The organism is Pseudocolwellia sp. G5-9 (genome assembly GCF_055808995.1).
Map to the genome: position 1 here is coordinate 3,561,863 of NZ_CM147893.1, position 17,950 is coordinate 3,579,812.

General features: G+C 33.2%; 9 protein-coding genes. 3 read left to right on the plus strand and 6 right to left on the minus strand.

All coding sequences use genetic code 11. The features are described from left to right. Positions 1 to 45: 45 nt before the first annotated feature. The 5 genes from AC0L5Q_RS15365 to xrt form a co-directional block, all read right to left on the minus strand. Positions 46 to 2,259: a hypothetical protein gene (locus tag AC0L5Q_RS15365; RefSeq protein ID WP_473610782.1), complete on the minus strand. Its 2,214-nt coding sequence runs from the start codon at positions 2,257 to 2,259 to the stop codon at positions 46 to 48. 71 nt (positions 2,260 to 2,330) lie between these two features. After that, positions 2,331 to 3,818 (minus strand): right-handed parallel beta-helix repeat-containing protein, encoded by a 1,488-nt coding sequence (locus AC0L5Q_RS15370; RefSeq protein ID WP_473610785.1) that lies wholly within the window; start codon positions 3,816 to 3,818, stop codon positions 2,331 to 2,333. Positions 3,819 to 3,920: 102 nt separating this feature from the next. Further along, positions 3,921 to 6,185, minus strand: coding sequence for a non-hydrolyzing UDP-N-acetylglucosamine 2-epimerase (gene wecB, locus AC0L5Q_RS15375; protein ID WP_473610790.1), 2,265 nt, complete (start codon positions 6,183 to 6,185; stop codon positions 3,921 to 3,923). A gap of 138 nt (positions 6,186 to 6,323) precedes the next feature. Further along, on the minus strand, positions 6,324 to 7,400 hold the full coding sequence (locus tag AC0L5Q_RS15380) for a GNAT family N-acetyltransferase (protein WP_473610794.1): 1,077 nt from the start codon (positions 7,398 to 7,400) through the stop codon (positions 6,324 to 6,326). 54 nt (positions 7,401 to 7,454) lie between these two features. Beyond that, positions 7,455 to 8,834 carry an exosortase gene (gene xrt / locus AC0L5Q_RS15385; RefSeq protein WP_473610797.1) on the minus strand — a complete coding sequence of 460 codons (1,380 nt, stop codon included), beginning with the start codon at positions 8,832 to 8,834 and terminating at the stop codon, positions 7,455 to 7,457. Positions 8,835 to 9,152: 318 nt separating this feature from the next. On the opposite strand from xrt, the gene prsT (AC0L5Q_RS15390) reads away from it, so the two are divergent. The 3 genes from prsT (AC0L5Q_RS15390) to pepA all read left to right on the plus strand — a co-directional run bounded on the left by prsT (AC0L5Q_RS15390) (position 9,153) and on the right by pepA (position 15,649). Then, complete coding sequence (prsT, locus tag AC0L5Q_RS15390; protein ID WP_473610801.1) at positions 9,153 to 11,894, plus strand: XrtA/PEP-CTERM system TPR-repeat protein PrsT; 2,742 nt, start codon at positions 9,153 to 9,155, stop codon at positions 11,892 to 11,894. A 36-nt stretch (positions 11,895 to 11,930) separates the two neighbouring features. Further along, positions 11,931 to 14,696 carry an XrtA/PEP-CTERM system TPR-repeat protein PrsT gene (prsT, locus tag AC0L5Q_RS15395; RefSeq protein WP_473610805.1) on the plus strand — a complete coding sequence of 922 codons (2,766 nt, stop codon included), beginning with the start codon at positions 11,931 to 11,933 and terminating at the stop codon, positions 14,694 to 14,696. 179 nt (positions 14,697 to 14,875) lie between these two features. Further along, positions 14,876 to 15,649 (plus strand): flocculation-associated PEP-CTERM protein PepA, encoded by a 774-nt coding sequence (pepA, locus tag AC0L5Q_RS15400; protein ID WP_473610809.1) that lies wholly within the window; start codon positions 14,876 to 14,878, stop codon positions 15,647 to 15,649. A 349-nt stretch (positions 15,650 to 15,998) separates the two neighbouring features. Here the strand turns inward: pepA and AC0L5Q_RS15405 are convergent, their stop codons facing one another. Then, entirely contained in the window at positions 15,999 to 17,948 is a 1,950-nt protein-coding gene (locus AC0L5Q_RS15405) for a ThiF family adenylyltransferase (protein WP_473610813.1), read from the minus strand. Positions 17,949 to 17,950 lie beyond the last annotated feature (2 nt).

Consider the following 17,950-nt stretch of genomic DNA (forward strand, 5'->3'; position numbering starts at 1 on the left):
TTTATCTCGTAGTCTATAGCATGTGTTAGGGGGTTGACCTGAGCACTATTCTGTTAGTGTGAAGCCTAGACAATAAACTAATGAAGATTCAAAGCCTTTTGGACGTTTTATTCGTGCATTAACTATTGGGGTATTTGGATCTTTATTGAAAAGAATTATATATTTAGTTTGTGATGCTTCAATAGCCAATCCAGTAATATTTCCTTCTAGAATATAAGAATTTTCTGTTGTCATTTTAATAGGAGTTAAAATTAAGTCTTCTACTTTACTTGTATCGATAGATGCGAAGTTTAATGTAGTAATAAACTCAGTTTCTGATTTCGGAACTTTATTTGACAGTTCAAAATGCCATTTTCTCTGGTTATCAGGTGCTTGATATTGATTTGATGAATCCCAAAGATTTTTTTCATTAATAATATTTATTGTAGGGTTTTCAGGACTTATCACTTGATAAACTAGTGAGGTGTCTTGTGACTCAATATGATAACTGTTTAAGGCACTATCTATTACTTGAGGTTCTTCTTGAACGTGTTGAATCACTTTGACCCAACGACTATATGTAGAGTCTTCCGTTAGTATTACATTATTATAATGCTGCAGGTCTCTTACTTGTGTATTATCAGTAATTACATGGTCATATACTATTACAGTGCTTGGTTTGATAAATGCTAATTGCCTGTTAACTAAAGAGGTATAATCAGTTCCCCAATAACCAATCATATTATAAACATCAGTAGCTTCTGCGGATATCAGAGTGACATTATCATCATCATATAATGTATGGTATTTAGGATCACCTTTTGGTCTTCGAGTTGGGTTACTTGAACCATCATCCACATTTTCAATTAAAATTGTATTATGAGCGCGACTTGATTCGGAAACACCAGCGTAGCCGGTAGTTTCTTTTGTGATCCACTGACCTTTGTATGCTATATCAAAGCTTAATGCATCTTTGTGCTCATGATCCACTCTGATTTTTCGATTAATGAAAAATAAATTGGTCGCTTCATTCGTCCAGTCACTTCTAGATGAAATTAATCCAATACCTTCAGCATAGTTTAATGTACTTATTTGAGGAGCGGCTTCATAAGAAGTCAATTCAGGGGAGTGAAACAATAAACGGTTAAAAGATGTTACCATTGATCCTATTTTAAACCCTTCTTTATTAATTAACTTGTTGAACCAATTGTTTATTAAAGCTAAATCATTAGTATCCTCTAATATGGCCATCAAGGCTAATGCGAATTCATATCGATAATCATCAGATAATGAATCGTAATCAATAGCCTGTTCTTCAGAACCGTATTTATATACGCCACTTCCACTTGCTAAAGTTTGATGAATTAATGAGTGAGTGGCCTCTCGTGCATAGTTTATAGGGTAAGGTATACCTCGTTGTTCTTTATTAATTAAAAACGTTTCAATCCAATGTCTTTGTGTGTTAGGGCTATAGTCGCTTCCTTCAGCCCAAGCGCCTCCTTTCATTATATTTTTCATATAATAATTTACAACAAATCGTTCCAACATGTTGTCAGCAGCACTTAATGTTTTTTGGCCTAATAGATAATGCTCACTCGTATCTGATAATACGGTGCCGAGCAATGTAAGGTTGTGCGTTAAAGATGTGACATCATCGGTATCTTCGAGTCTAAGAGACTCAAAATTATTATCAATATCAGCGTAGCTTAACCAATATTCTGACCAGAGCTTTAAAATATTTTCTATTTTCTTTTGTTCTTCTAAAGAAATATGATCTTTAATCCAAGAGTACCCCATAACAGCCCAACGAGCACCCGATCTAAATAGATTTCGGCTTTGATAATATTCCCATCCTATATCTGGTTCTGAGAAGTATGCGTGCTGTAGCAATTCAGCAGCTCTATTTATGTACTTTTGATCTCCTGATACATAGTAGGCTAATGCGAATGCCGCGGCATATTCACCAGCATTATAAGGTACTTTTTCGTAGTAATTTGAGATTGTAGTGGTTAAAAGGTTCCATACAGTATTGTCTTGACGTATTTTTCTTGCCACCTCGTCAATTCTATTTTGGGTAAGTAAAATAGAATGAGGTGAAACTTCAACTACGTTAACTGGGACGTTAATTGGAGTGTTAACTGGAACGGTATCATTAACAGGAACTACAACTGTAGTTTTTATAAGTGGTATCGTTCTTTCCTTTGCTTCTATTGTAGTTGTCAATAAAAAGCTAAAAAAGCAAAAGAGAAATAAATGTTTTTTAAATAAAAATAACTGCATAGGTAATCCATTAATCATTAATATGAAAAGGAAGTGTTTTTAGTATAGGTAAATTAATAAATAGTACCATATTAATTGATATGAAATGCACCTATAGAATGGGGAGCTGTTCTAATTTTTCCTAATATATCCTTCTTTGGAAAATATCTTTTATTAACAGGCGATTGTACCGGTAATTTCTCTGTAGGTTTACCGTAAAATAAAACTAAACGTAAAAAAGCCTCTCTAATAGTAAACGAACCATCATCAAACTCCTGTTTTTCTTTTAACCATACTGGAGTTATTAGAGAGTTTACTTCAGGTAAATGAGGGTCATCATTAATAAGGAATTTATCATCACTTGGGTTTACTTTATCAAAGTAAGATGATGGGAGCTCATTGATACCATTAAAAATTATATTATTATTCATTGAAAAATCATCTAATTGATTAAATAAAACGTCAGAAAAATCATTTGTATCATTTGAACTTTGTTGTCCCATAGTTCCTGTTTTATCACTCCAAATATTATTAGAAAGCGTAAGGTTGGTATTTATTTTATTTGCTCCTTCTTTATTAACTCTAAGAGCATAGGCATTACTGGGTAAGTTACCTGTGATAGTATTATTGTAGAAGTTTATATTTTTAGCCCCTTTGAGACCAAGAGGGGAGCGCATAGGATAAGAACTATTACCTATCATTAAATTATTGTAAATATTTACATCTGAAGCCTCATAGTATGGTTTTCCATCTTCACCTATAAGCACAAAACCGTGTCCTTCACTCCCTTGCCAATTTAAAAAAACATTTCTTGTTAAAGTGATGTCCTTAGATCCTTTAAAACGATCTTCATTATCGTTGCTATCTTTAATAACTATAAAACTAGATGATTTTTTGGTAATTGTTCTATTGCTTTTTGCAAAATCATTAAAAAATATATTATCACTTACGGTAACGCTAGCAACGCTATTAATATCAATGTGTTCATCTGAATCCCCTTGGTTATAAAACATGTTACATTCAATATTAATATGTTCTGCGCCGTAGTTGATTTTTAATAAGTCGTTATTAAAACTATCATGGATAATATTATTTCGAATATTTATATGATGGACATTTTGAGTACCACCACCGTCGATATGTAAAACTAATGGTGAAGATAAATCAGAATTATGTGTTATTTCAAAACCTTCTATTGTTATGTTTGAGGCATTTCCAACAAATGCTATTACACGTTTGTCGTTAGTTAATTTTGCCTGATAAGGATATTCTGACTTTATTAATAATCCTTTTTCAAATGGCCTTTTAAATTTAAGAGAACCTTCATAGATGCCTTGGGTTACAATAATTATACTCCCATCAGGAACTCGGCTAGCAGCAACATCTATATTCTTCCATGGTTTTAATCGGCTACCATCCCCTTTATAATCTTTACCGTGAGGTGATATGAAGTAGATGTTATTACCAGATTGAAAATCTTGTTGGCAAATTTCAGATGATGATTCTGCGTTTGAATAAAAAGATAAAAAAAAGCAAAAAAAAGCAAAATTTCTATACCGTATAAAGTTACGTGATCTCATATTGAGTCTTTTTCGTCCTAATAGTAATTAGCATGAATAAAGGAAGTTGAAACAAGATCCGGCAGTTAGCCGAATCCGTAACTTATATGTTTTTAAAACGAATTAAGCCCTACTATTTAATATAGGAACGGAAAGATTGAGTGTATTGTAGCAAGTATGATCTGTTACCAAAATTACAATATCGGACCAACTGTCCACTTCAGAAAGTGATTTGATACGCTCACAGTTCCATGATGGTACATAAGGATCATGATATTTAACGTTTACACTTTGTTTCTTAAATTCCTCGAGTATATGTAGTGCTGGAGTTTCTCTACAGTCATCCACATTAGCTTTATAAGCAACGCCTAAAATGGTTATATTGTTTCCACCTGTGCTTTTTAAAAGCTTTATAGCTTGTGAAGCTACAATAAGAGGCCTCTCATCATTAATTTTACGTGCTAAACGAACAAATTCACCAGCCTTTGTACTTTCTACTAAAAACCATGGGTCAATTGGAATACAATGTCCTCCTACTCCTGGACCAGGGCTTAAAATATTTACTCTTGGGTGTCGGTTTGCTAAGCGAATAACTTCATGTACATTAACATCTAATTCAGTACATATTTCTGCTAGTTCATTAGCAAACGCAATACCTACATCACGAGAAGTATTCTCTACTAATTTAATGCATTCTGCGGTAGTTAAGTCAGTTAAAAATACTTCGCCATTTACAAAACTTTGATATATACGTTTTACTTTTTGTTGCGCTACTTCGTTAGATGCACCAACTATTCTGTCGTTATTTACTAGTTCAAATAATGTTTGTCCTGGTATAGCTCTTTCAGGGCAATGCACCACATCAATTGTAAGGCCTTTTTCAGCAAATCGTTTTTCTACAGCTAGGCTAGTTTGCGGAGAAATTGTTGATTCTACAATCACTATTTGTCCATTTTTAGCCACTTCAGCAATTGCATCAACAGCACTAAAAACATAACTGCGATCACAGCTGTTTTTTTTGTGTGGGGTTGGTACTGCTATTAGGTATGTGTCACTTGATGGGATTGATGTAGAGCCTTTTAAAAAGCCTTGTGATACAACTTTCTTTAATAGCTCAGGCATGCCTACTTCATCAAACGGACATTCAGCGTTATTGATAGCGTCTACTTTTTCTTGACTTAAATCTACTCCTGTAACCGAATATCCTGCTTGGGCTATTAAACTAGAAATGGGTAGGCCCATATATCCCATACCGATTACAGCTATAGTTTCGTTACGGGGGACAATAGTTTCCGCCTGGTCAGCGTCTTTACCTGTAACAACATCAATAATATACTCAGCCACGCGACCATCGCCAAAAGGGTTATCCCATGCAAGCTTTTCTTTAGCTGATAGCCATTTGTCCGCGGCAGCAATAGCTTTTTTTGCATTTCTGCCAACAAGAACATTTGCTCCTACTTCAATTGACTCAGGCCTTTCTGTATTTTCACGTAAGGTGATACAGGGGACACCCAATAAGCAAGCCTCTTCTTGAATACCTCCTGAATCAGTTAAAATTAACTGAGCATGTTTTTGTAATTGTATAAAGTCTAGATATCCAATTGGTGGAAGAAGTTTAAGGTAGTTAGGAATATCAATGTTAAACTCTTTTAGCTTAGATTGAGTCCTTGGGTGAATTGGCCAAACAATTGTTTGATTATATTTTTTGTGTAATTGATTAAATAATTCAAGTAATTCAAGTAGGTTAGCTGGTATGTCTACGTTGGAAGCTCGATGTGCAGTAACTAAAAAGTATTTTTTTGATTCTAAATTTAATTGGTTCAAAATATCACTTTTTGTTGCAGATATTTCTAAGTGCTGAAACAAAGAATCAGATACTGTATTTCCTACAGTGTAAATCTTTTCTTTATCAATACCTTCTTTTTGAAGAATGACTTGTTGATTAGGGCCTACAGCAAATAAATAATCACTTATGTGATCGGTCATAATTCGATTGGTTTCTTCTGGCATAGAGCGATCATAACTGCGCAACCCTGCTTCAATATGACCTACTTTGATACCAAGTTTTGAAGCTGCTAAAGCTCCTGCCAAGACCGTATTGGTATCGCCTTGGACTAATACAATATCAGGTTTTTCATCTACGAGTATGGGCTCCATTTTAATTAAAATGTTGCCTGTTTGGTTACTATGGAGACCTGAACCTACGCCTAAATTATAGTGGGGTTTGGGTAATTCAAGTTCTTTGAAGAAAATACTGTCCATTTCTTCAGAATAATGCTGATTTGAGTGAATAATGAAATATGGGATGTTTCTGTTTTTGCATTCCCGTATTACTGGTGCCATTTTTATAATTTCAGGACGAGTTCCTACAACAATACCTATTTTCATTTTTTTCTCTATCATTATATTTGAATGTAAATTAATCGTTTAAAAATAACGTTATATTATTAATAAAAATGATTATATAAAAAGTTCTACAAAGCTTATATGCTGTTATGTATGAGCTTAAACATAAAAAGACTATATTTAAAATTTTTTTAATTTATTGATAAGTTTCGTTAATCTTATTTTGAACTTATTCCGTATTAGTAAGATATTATACATCTTACTATTATGATTGCAGCCTAATTTAGCTTTATAGCTATTCTTTGGGTTACCCATCATTAAGTCGTAAAAAATTTCATTACTATTATTCATGCACCATATATGTAATGCAAAACTTGGAGATGTGTTAGCATATTTTTCTTCATCCCAACCACTTTGATAAAAACACAATGTATTATCTGATATAAAATAATAATGTATAGCTATGGGAGTGTTATTGATTATTACAGCACTTATTTTTATATTTTGGTTGTTTTTTTTTCTAAATTCATTGTGAAATTGAGAGAACTTAATATGGTTAAATGCTCCTTTCTTCCCTAGTTTAGTCCACCGTTTCTGATGGAATTTTTTCATCACTTCCCAGTAAATATCGTGGTCTTTTTCTTGCACCCATATATACTTAGCATTTAAAGCGGTTAACTTGTTTTTACATTTATTTAGTTTAGATTTATAGTTTTTACTTAATGCGGGGGGGGATGATTCCTCAGGCATATAAGTGTATTTAATACCAGCCTCGTTGATAGCTGAATTATCTATATATGAAAATAAAGCTAATAAATTAGCATCATTCAATAATGCTCTTATATTTACTTGATCAAAGTTTAATGACTCTAATTTTAAAGCTAAACTAGGAAGTAAGTATTCGTAATCGGGATGTAGGAGTATATCTTGATATTCTGAAGATACCTCACAAACTTCTGATTCACCTTGCCCTAAAAGTGTTAAAGTTTTAGTAAAAGGAAAAGTTGGCTGAGTATGAATGTAAAAAGGCGCAAAGAGCACACATTTTTCATTGTCTAACGCTATGAATAAATGTAGTGAATTTTTTTCCTTCCAAAAAGTATTTTTCCAACAGTTTATCCACTGTTGTGAGGAAAAAAGAGAAATACAGGTGTGCTTTATGCAATCTTGCCACAATAAATCGTAATGATTTAACTTTTCTATGTCAGTCTCATAGTGCCATTTTAAGGCTGAGGAGGTCATTAACTGTGTAATCATAAACTCCATCTTTATTATTTAGTGCGCCAATTTATACTTAAAATTGATTTATAATCAATTGATTAGTTCTATTTGTTTTTTAATGTTTATCAAGTTCGTTTCACAATTATCTATACATTGCAAAAAGCCCCAATGTAACTGTGTCTTTGACTGACCTTTAAGAGCTTTTAACAAACGATTAACTTTAAAATCTTTTATAGTAGACGTTTTTTGATTGTCTATTTCATATTGATAAAGAACTAAAGCGTTTTGTCTGTTTTTTGTGACTATATTTATATTCCAGTTGTTTAATAAGACGTGTTTTTTTATTTTCCAACCTAGAGGAATTAATTGATTATTAAAATGCGTAGGCTTTCCATCTAAATTAGCGCCATCAAAATGATAAGTAATTAAATTGATATTATTTACAGGGGGTAAATTTAATATACTAATTGATGTAGCATTAAATACTTCAGGTTGAGGCTGTTCTGTATTTTGAACGTGTTCAGATAAAGGTTGTTTATGTGATAACAAGTACTTTGCTGAAGTTGAAAAAATTATAAATGAAAACAAAACAAGTAAAACGTTAAATTTTACAGGTAAATAATTTTTTAAATTTACTGTAGATTTAGTGTTTAATAAATCAATCGTTGTGAGTTTATTACCCCACATAAATAGCAAGAACATAAACGGTATATATAAATACCAACCAAATGTATTATGATCTTCCATTAAACTACTTTGCATTTCGGTATAGTCACCAATAAGTATAAGAGCTGTTATTCGTATCCAATTAGTAATTAACGCCCCTAATATAGCAATTGATAAAAAGACTAATGCTTTTCTAACATTGTTAATATAAAGAAAAATAAACAGTGAACTGATAGCAAGAGAAACAATAATATAACGTAAGCCACTACAGCCATCAGCTATTTCAAAAACACCTGCAGGTATCGTTATATATTGCGCTTCTACATAAGTTGGTATTCCAGTAAAACTCATCATATAAGTAACAGCAATTACTGAAATTTCTTGCAATATGTTAGTGAGCAAGCCCCATAAAGGAAAAATGAATAATAAAAAGCAGGCAGGGAAAATAATATACCAATTAAATCGAAATAAAGTGTGAATACCCGCTACAGTAATAGCTAAAAAAGATAGCCAAAAACCAATACTTATTTGTGCATTAGAGGTAACAAATAAAGCGTAGCCTGAAGCCAATAATATGGTAATAGATAATGGAGATACTTTATCTCTATAAACCAGCTTACCAATTTCAGAAAGTTTAAAATAAAGATAAAGAACAATAAAAGGAATTAAATAAGCGTGTGAATAGGTCCCGTCATCAAAGCTGTGTCTCCATAATGTGGTTAAAATAGGGATATTTAACAGAGAAACTATTGTAAATAATAAAACTATGCCAACAAAAGGCTTATAATTGTTTGGTATATTCATGTTTTTTAGTACAACCGAGCTTTAGTGGAGAGGTTTATGAATATCTAAATTGGTGTAAAGCCATAGTCTTCTAGCTCTAATTACATCCATATCTAAAAAATATCATTTCCATTTTTAACTGTATGTTAACACTTTAACAATGTTTAACTGAAGTGACTATTAGTAATTTAATGCATATATAATTTTAGCTGTTCTTAAACTTGCTGTTATAGAAAAAGTTCTGTTAAATGTTCTATTTAGCGGTAGAATAATCAAATAAAAATTTTATGTGAATGCATTTTTCGCTTATATAATAAACTGATAAAGGAATTCGTAACAATGAAATTAGCAAGATTATTGATAAGTGTAGGGGTTATCTTAGCTTTAGCAGGGTGTGGAGAAAACGATACTGCACGTACTCATATTGAAAAAGCGAAAAGCTTTAAGTCTAGTGAAATTGATTCTAAATTAATCGAATTGAAAAATGCAGTAAAGCTGGAACCTAAAAATGGTGAAGCTCGGTTTTTATTAGGTGAAACTTATTTAAGCCAAGGCTTTGGTGTTGGTGCAGTGAAAGAGTTGAAAAGGGCTTATGATTACAAATTTGATGAGAATAAACTCATCCCATTACTTGCCCGTGCTTATATTCTTACTATCGCTGATGAAGACTTGTTAGATCTTGATGCAAAGGCCTCTAACTTGGCTGATGAAAAAAAGGTGCATTATTTAGCTTATAAAACTCTAGCTGCTATCCGTACGGGGAATATTGAACTTGCAAAAGAAAGTGTTGAATCGGCCAATCAATTACTTGCTAATAATACATACACACTATTAGCAAATGCTTATTTAGAAATGGCTGAAAACAAACTAAACCTTGCAAGAGGCCACATAAATAAAGCACTAGAAATATCACCATTACAAGTTGATTCAATTTTACTGTCAGGTCAAATAAGTACGGCTTTAGGTGAACATAAAGAGGCAACTGAAAGTTATTTAAAATATGCGAAATTACAACCTAAATCAAATGTAATAGTTTTATTTTTGGCACAGTCTTTATTAAAAGAAGAGAAGTTTTTAGAAGCAGAAAGATACGCTGATACCATTTTGAACGCCGCTCCTAATCAGCCTTTTGCCAACTATGTAAAGGCGATGTCTCAATTTGAATTAAAAAACTATCAAAAAGCAAAAGAACATGCTGAAACCGCACTTAAATCTCAGTTTAATCAAGGACCTTTAAAACTTATAGCAGGTGTTAGCGCATACTTTTTAGGTAATTATGAACAAAGTCATTACCATTTAGAGTCTATTGTTAAATATCTTGTTCCAGAACATCCAGCAAGAAAAATGTTTGCTGTAAGTCAATTACAATTAGGTTTGGTAGAAGATATATCTGAAACACTAGAAGGTTTTAATTCAACTACAGCAGAAGACGAAAAGTTCCTGTCATCATTAAGTTATCAATTAGCTGAATTAGGGGCTTTTGATAATGCTAAAGCTGTTGCAAAACAAGCTTTAACCAGCGCCCCTGAAGGCGCAGAACAAAACATGCGTGATGGTATTTTAAAGCTTATGCTAAATGACCCTTCAGGTATGCAAAATTTAAAAGATGCTGTTGCTTTAAAGCCTGACTTTTTAGGAGCAGAGTTAGCACTTGCTTATGCTGCTATTCAAGCTAAAGACTATGTTCAAGCTACAACGATTGCTGAAAAATGGAAAGAAAATTATCCTGATAAGCCTGGTGGATATAATGTGCTTGCTGCTGTTTATTTAAAACAAGGCTTAGCTGAAAAAGCTAAAGTTGAACTCAATAAAAGTTTAGCTATTCAAAATAATATATTTGCATTACTTGAATTAACCAATTTAGCAATAATTTCAAAGGAGTTGGATGAAGCCAAACGTATTTCTACTATTGGTGTTACGGCGTTTCCAAACAATGTAAATCTACTTCGTCAATATTATTCAGTTTTTAAAAATGATGAAGCTTTTGAAAAAATTAAAGATCTGTATAAATCAAATGAAAAAAACCAAACTGTAGGGATGTTATATACAGAGTTACTGATCAATGCGAAAAACTTTAATGAAGCGATTAACGTAATTGATGCTTATGAGACTACAGTAAAAACGCCTAAGAAATTATGGCAATTAAAAGTACTTAGCCACAGTGGGTTACAAAATATACATAAATCACAAACAATACTTGAGGACTGGATCAAGATTAATCCGTACCATATTGAACCTGTGGTCATGTTAGCTGATTATTATTCGCGTAGTAACAATATTGATAAAGCATTAAATTTATTAGATAAAGCTTTAAGAGGGCAGCACACTGATAATAAGATGTTACAAATGGGTAAAATGCAGCTTTTACTTGATAATAAAAATATAAAGGAAGCTAAGCGTTATTATAGTGAATTGAAAAAAGAAGGGATTAAACCTGAGATAACTCATGGAATAGAGGGCAAAATAGCTTTTCTTGAGCAAGATTATGCCAAAGCGAGTCTTTTATTATCTAAATTTTACACATCCTTCCCTTTGTCTAAAAATGCCATTCTCTTAGCTAACGCATATCAAGGTAACAAAGAAAAAAATAAAGCAGTTTCACTGCTAGAAAATTATCTACAAAAAAATGCTAGTGATAACAATGTTCGTGCAGTTCTTGCTAGTATTTATATAAGTGATAGTCCTAATAAAGCTATAGCTGCTTATAAACAGATTTTGGCGCAACACCCTAATAATGTTTTGGTATTAAATAATGTTGCCTGGTTAACAATGGAACAAGGTAATTTTGAGGAAGCATTAGCCTATTCTGAAGAAGCATATAAATTAGCCCCAGAATTTGTAAATGTTATAGACACTCAGGCAATGATATTGTTAAAGATGGATAAAAAGAGTGAAGCATTAAGTCTGCTAGTTAAGGCTTATGAACTGTCCGAAGGAAAAGACAATGATGTTACGTTGAATTACATTGAAGTGTTAATTGCGAATAAACGCTTGAAAAAAGCAGAGCAAATTATTAAATCAACAAATAATTTATCTAGCGTACAAAAACAGCGCATTACCGCATTACAAAATACGTTATAACCCTTAAGTTTTAATGACAATGAGAGCACAATTATAATGGAAAATAAGCATATTAAGATTTTAACGCTAACAGCAGTTATCGCTATGGCTAATTTAAGTGGTTGTGGAAAAAACTTGTCATATGAAGAGTATATTGTCGAAGCTAAATCTCAAATTGAACAAGGAGATCATGCAAGTGCAATATTATCTTTAAAAAACGCAGTTAGAATGGAGCCTAAAAATATAGAAGCACGCTATGAATTAGGTGCCGTTTATTTAAATGAAGGTGATTTGTTTTCCGCAGAGAAAGAGCTTGATAAGGCTTTAGAATTAGGTGCTGATTTTCCAGGATTATTACCTAAAATAGCTAAAGTTAAAATGCTGTTAAACAAGTACCAAGAAGTATATGAATTAGCTGATAATTCGGGGGGATATAATGATGAACAGTACGTCATGATCCTCACGTATGCAGGTTTAGCTGCTATTTCTGATGGTAAAATGGGGATGGCTGAAGATTATATTGGGCAAGCTTCAATGCTTAGTGAAGATTCATTATACAGTCAAGTCGGTCAGGCTTGGTTGAACTTTTCAGGTGAAAAGTTTGAAGATGTTTCCAACACGTTAAATAACATACTATCTCAATCGGAAGGTTTTTCTGAAGCATTACTACTTTCTGGGCATTTGCACCAAGCACAATTTCACTATGATAAAGCAATTGAAATGTATTCCGCTTATTTGAAGTTACACCCTCGACATTTTCAAGTGAAACTTTATTTGATTAATAGCTTATTAGGTGCCCAAGATTTTGAAAGTGCAGAAAAACATTTAGCTTTGCTTAATCAATTATATCAAGGTCACCCTATTGTTAATTTGTATAACGCTCAGGTTGAATATAACCATCAGAACTTCTCCGAGGCTAAGATATATGCTGAAAAAGCGATTGGTATAGATTCTTCACTCCATATGGGACAACTAATCGCAGGAATGAGTGCATTTAAACTAGGTGAGTTGGAATTAGCTTATAGCCATTTAAGTAAAATAGGGCAGTTTCTTCCTGATAATCATGAAGTCAAAAAGCTTTTAGCTATATTACAGTTACAGCTAGGCTTTGAAGATGAAGCTGAATTATCTTTTGCAGGGATGGATGCATCTAGTATTAACGATATCAATATCCTCAATGCAGCCAGTAAAGAATTTGCGAAAAAAGGGCAAAAGGATGCGGCTGAGAAACTTCTCAGTAAAATAGCAACAGCTAATCCTGAAAATAAAGATCTTGCTCTTCAATATAGCGCATTAAAATTATCTCAAGGGGATGAAAGTCAATTACCCTTGTTAGAGCAGTTAGCGCAGAGTGAGGATAAATCGGTTGGTGCGTCTCTAATCCTAGCCACTCATTATATTAACAATAAAGATTATGCCGGGGCTTTCAAAGTAGCAGAGCAACTCAAGGCAACAGAAACTGGAAAGATCAAAGGTGCTTTACTTGAAGGCTTTATTTTCGTAAGTAAAGGTGATCAAATGTTAGCTGAAAAAACATTTAATCAAATACTCATTAATGATAAAGGAAATGTTCCTGCTAATTATTACCTCGGTGAATTTGCATTTAACAGTAAAAATTGGGAAAAGGCTAAGTCGTATTTTACAACAATCCTGGAATTTGAACCTACGCATAAAGCTTCTGTAGCACGTTTGTCTTATATTAATGCACAGTTAAATAAAATAGATGAAACAATTGCTTACTTAAACGAATTACTTGAGAAATATCCAAATAATCAAGAGGTAATGATTGATTTATCTATCAATTTAAGCGCAAATGGAAAGGTTAAAGAAGCGATAAAACTGCTCGAAACCTCAGCTGTTGAGGAAAAAAGTCCTCGATATTTAAGAGGGTTAGCAAGGTTGTATGTAAGTAACTTACAGCTAAAAGAAGCTCGAGAGTTATATAAATCTTTAGTTGAACACAAACCTAAACCTATCGATCATAACATTTGGATAGAGTATGCAACCGTAGAAGAGAAACTTGGCAATGTAGAGCTAGCTTTAACCGTAATAAATAATGCGTTAAATGTTGCTGATAGCAAAGAGCAATTACTCTTATTGAAAGCTAATATGTTAATGGCTCTTAAGAGAGAGGATTCTGCTGCGACAATAATTAATGATCTATATTCTCAATACCCCAACAATAAAGATGTAATATATCTAAAAGCTCAGCTAAATTTATCAAAAAATAAAGCCAATGAAGCAAGCCAACAATTTTCTCAGTTATATGCTAAAAAACCTAGCAATGAGTTGGCGCTTAGTTGGGCTAAGGCTTCGATTCAAAGCGGAAACATTAATAAAGCTATTGAAATATTAGAAAAACATGAAAATTCATTTAGCTTGAATGATTCAAATCATGCTCTGTTAGCTGAATTGTTATTAAACGTTAATCCTGAAAAATCTCAAAAGCTATACCTCAGTTTAAAAGATAAATATCCTAATAATGTTGCGGTTTTAAATAATTTGTCATGGGCGCTTTATAATCAATCAAAATTTGAGGAGGCCTTACCTTATGCTGAAAAGGCCTACGAAATAACTAAATCAAGTACAACGATCGATACTCTTGGAACAGTATTAATAGCCAATAATACCGGCAAGTTGGCTGTTGAACTTATTAAAAACTCAGATAATAAGTCTTTTATAAATGAAAAGTTACAATTGATTTTAGTCGAAGCTTACCTTTTATTAGGGCAGAAAGCTGACGCTAAAGCCGAGCTAAATAAATTAACTAATATCCCTGAAAATCTAAAAGTTAAATATAATCATTTAGTCGGGCAACTTTAATCAAATAGGTGTCAGTATTCTTTACATGCTTTGTGTTTACTAAAAATAAAAAACATTCAATATATTGATAATTAAGTGATTTTTATTTGTGGTATGATATTTGCTTTACGTTGGTTATATGATATTTAGATTTAATGATAGCGACATCATTAATCATGATTAAACAAAAGGACATATCCATGAAAAAATTATTACTAGCTTCTTTGATCACTAGTGCTTCATTTGCTGCTTCTGCTGATGTAGTTACATTTAACGATTCATCTTTTAACGGAACTCCAGGTTCTGAAATCGTTTTTGATTTTATTGATTTTGATGCTGATTTAGCTGATGTAACACAAACTGATACAGACCATAGTGGTGATATTACAGGTACTGAAGCTTTCTCTGAGTTCGGTTCTACTGATATCGTAAACTTTAAACTTGGTGGTACACTTTTAGGTGTTGATGCTGCATATGAAGTATTTTACAACTATGCATTTTCAGGAACAGTAACAAACAATGGAACGGGTACATTAGATATCACATTCAATGCTGGTGCTTCTGGTTTATATGTTGATACAACGAATGTTGGTAACGGCATGTTTGACGGCGGAACAGAAATCGCTTCATTTGGTTTAAACACTGGCGGCTGTTCTATTAATATAACCCCAGGTGCATTACAAAACAAAGGTTTTTGTGGTATTGATTTAAGCCTTAACTTTGCTGCAGGTTACTTCTTTAACGCTAATGGTGATGATTTATCAACAACTTCAGGTGCTAAATCAGCTACTTTAATCGTAACTGTACAAGATATACTTGGTTTAAGCCCTACTTACCCAGCAATAGGTGGTACTCAAAACTTCCAAATTTCACATGACGGTAACATGACGTTAAGTGTACCAGAGCCAGCTTCAGTAGCTATCTTAGGTTTAGGTTTATTAGGTTTTGCTGGCGCACGTCGTCGTAAAGCATAATTAATCAGCTTATAAGTTAATAAAAAGCCGAACACAGTTCGGCTTTTTTGTGTCTGCTAAATAATTATGTGATTATGGCCTTATAAAAAGCGTATTAGTTGACTTATTTGTTTTTCTCTCATAATTACATATTTTTAATTCTGTTTATATTGAAATGAAATCTCATGTCTTAGAAACTTACTCAAAATAACCGAAAAAACACTATACACGCTCTAGGTTATTCCTGATTTTATTTAAGGCCGCTCCTTTTTAATTATAAAATTCAAGGCATAAAAAAGGCCAGTAACAAAAATTACTGACCTTATATTAAAAACCTTACTCTATTTAGCTAGAAGCTTTAGTTGAATAATTAACGAATGATCAGGTCATCTAATGGTTTTCTAATTGAGCGAGACTTAGGAGCCGTAGAACGTCCTAATCGAGCAAGAAATACGGTATTGTTAGCTTGTTCAAAAATAGACTCAAATAAGGCTTTCCCTTTGTTTGCATTATTAATAACGTTAATGTCTTCGGTAAATCTGATTTCATTATCAATATATCTAGAAAAAATAACAGGGGTTTGTTCTGGTTGAAAACCTAATTGTAATTTTGTAGCGGTGAGCCAAACTCTTTGCAGTATTCGGCCTACAGTAATGTATTCTTCGATAGTTTTTGGTGCTTTTTCTGCAATAATAGCAAAATGTGCTGAGCTTTTAAGGCTAGGAATAAAGTCTAACTGAAGTCGAGGTAATAAAGTACCGGCTAAATAAGTATTAGCAAACTTAACTCTTCCCCAGCTTTTAAATAACCACTGCATCATTCTGGCTGTTAGCCAGTCTACACCAAGAGCCTGTTCAGGTATTTTTGTTTCGCTGTACTGTTTATTCCAATCAATTATTTCTTTGTGTACCTTGTATGCTTCGTACATGGTTAATCGAGTTTTTGCATTACAAAAATTAAGCTTAGCGATGGCAAGTTTATCTTCTTTGCTTTCGAACCATTTAATTTTATATCCATCGGGCACTTCTTGTTCTAATTGTGCTTTTTCTGCTGCCGTTAAAGGTTGGGTTCCCATCGGCCGGCGTTGTACTGTGCGGGTTTTTATATACGGCGCTAGTTTACTCACATCAATCGTAGCGTTTTTAATTAAAGATACGTGGAACTTCAATTGAGTATCATCTGCGTAATCAGACTTGATGTCGACAGAAAAACCAAATTGACTCGCGGCAATTTCAATTGTTTCAAGTAGAGCGCCATGAGCCACATGGCTCGAGTGCCCATCTAAATCATAAACTACAGAGTCGCGTGTATCATTAGCTATAACAACAAAAGAGATGTCATTTATAAGCTGAAATTTCCAACATTGGGTGTTATCGCCACTTGGTGCCCACCTTGCTAAATTAATGATTTCTTCAGCGGTGGTTAAGGTTTGAATTGCAGCTTCAGGCGAAGCCATGGGGTTGTCAAGCAATCTTTTCTTTCCTATTTTATAAGCTAGCTTTTGTATGGGATTGTTGTTACCCATAGGTCGCCATGTTTTTTTGTATTGGTTTGTATAAGCATCAAAATGCAAGCCGTAAGGCACGTTTAAAACGTCTCCTCTATTTAAGAATATTTTTGCAACTTGAGCAGCTGTAACTCCAGCTGCAAGCTGACATCCTATAATAGTCGAGGGGCCTTTTTTATTGGCTAAATCTAATTTGGTGGGGTCTACTAAGTAAGCTTGTTGTAAAGCAGCAGGTGTTAATCCAAGAAAAAAACGTAAATATTGTTCATTTTCAGTATAGCCATCCAATTGAAAGTATTCTTCAAACGTCATTTTTCCAGGTAAGAAATTTAAGTATGCGGTTCCCATTCCAATGGGGGCGGCAGTCGTTGCAGGAATGCTTTTTTCTGCGCATAGCTTAAAAATAAGTTTTCTAGCTTCTAGAGCAAAAAAATCTAAAGAATCTACGTAGCAATCTACATCTTCAAGAAATTCGTTAGTATTCTCTGGATTTATTCCTTCTGGCCATAATTTGATTTCAATTTCAGGATTTATAGCTTTCGCCATTGATACCATAATATCAAGTTTCTTTTTATCATAAGAATTAATATTTGCGCCAGCTTGTCGGTTGGTATTTTCACAAGCGAATTCATCAAAATCAGAAAGATGGAATTTGGTTATACCAAGTCTTACAAGTGTTAATACATGAGACCCACCAACGCCTCCCATCCCAGCAATTGCGACGCGTTTAGTTTTTAATATGGCTTGTTCTTCTTCGGTAACCCAGCCAATATTACGAGAAAATGCAAGTTCGTAATTAAAAGAGTGGCTCATGT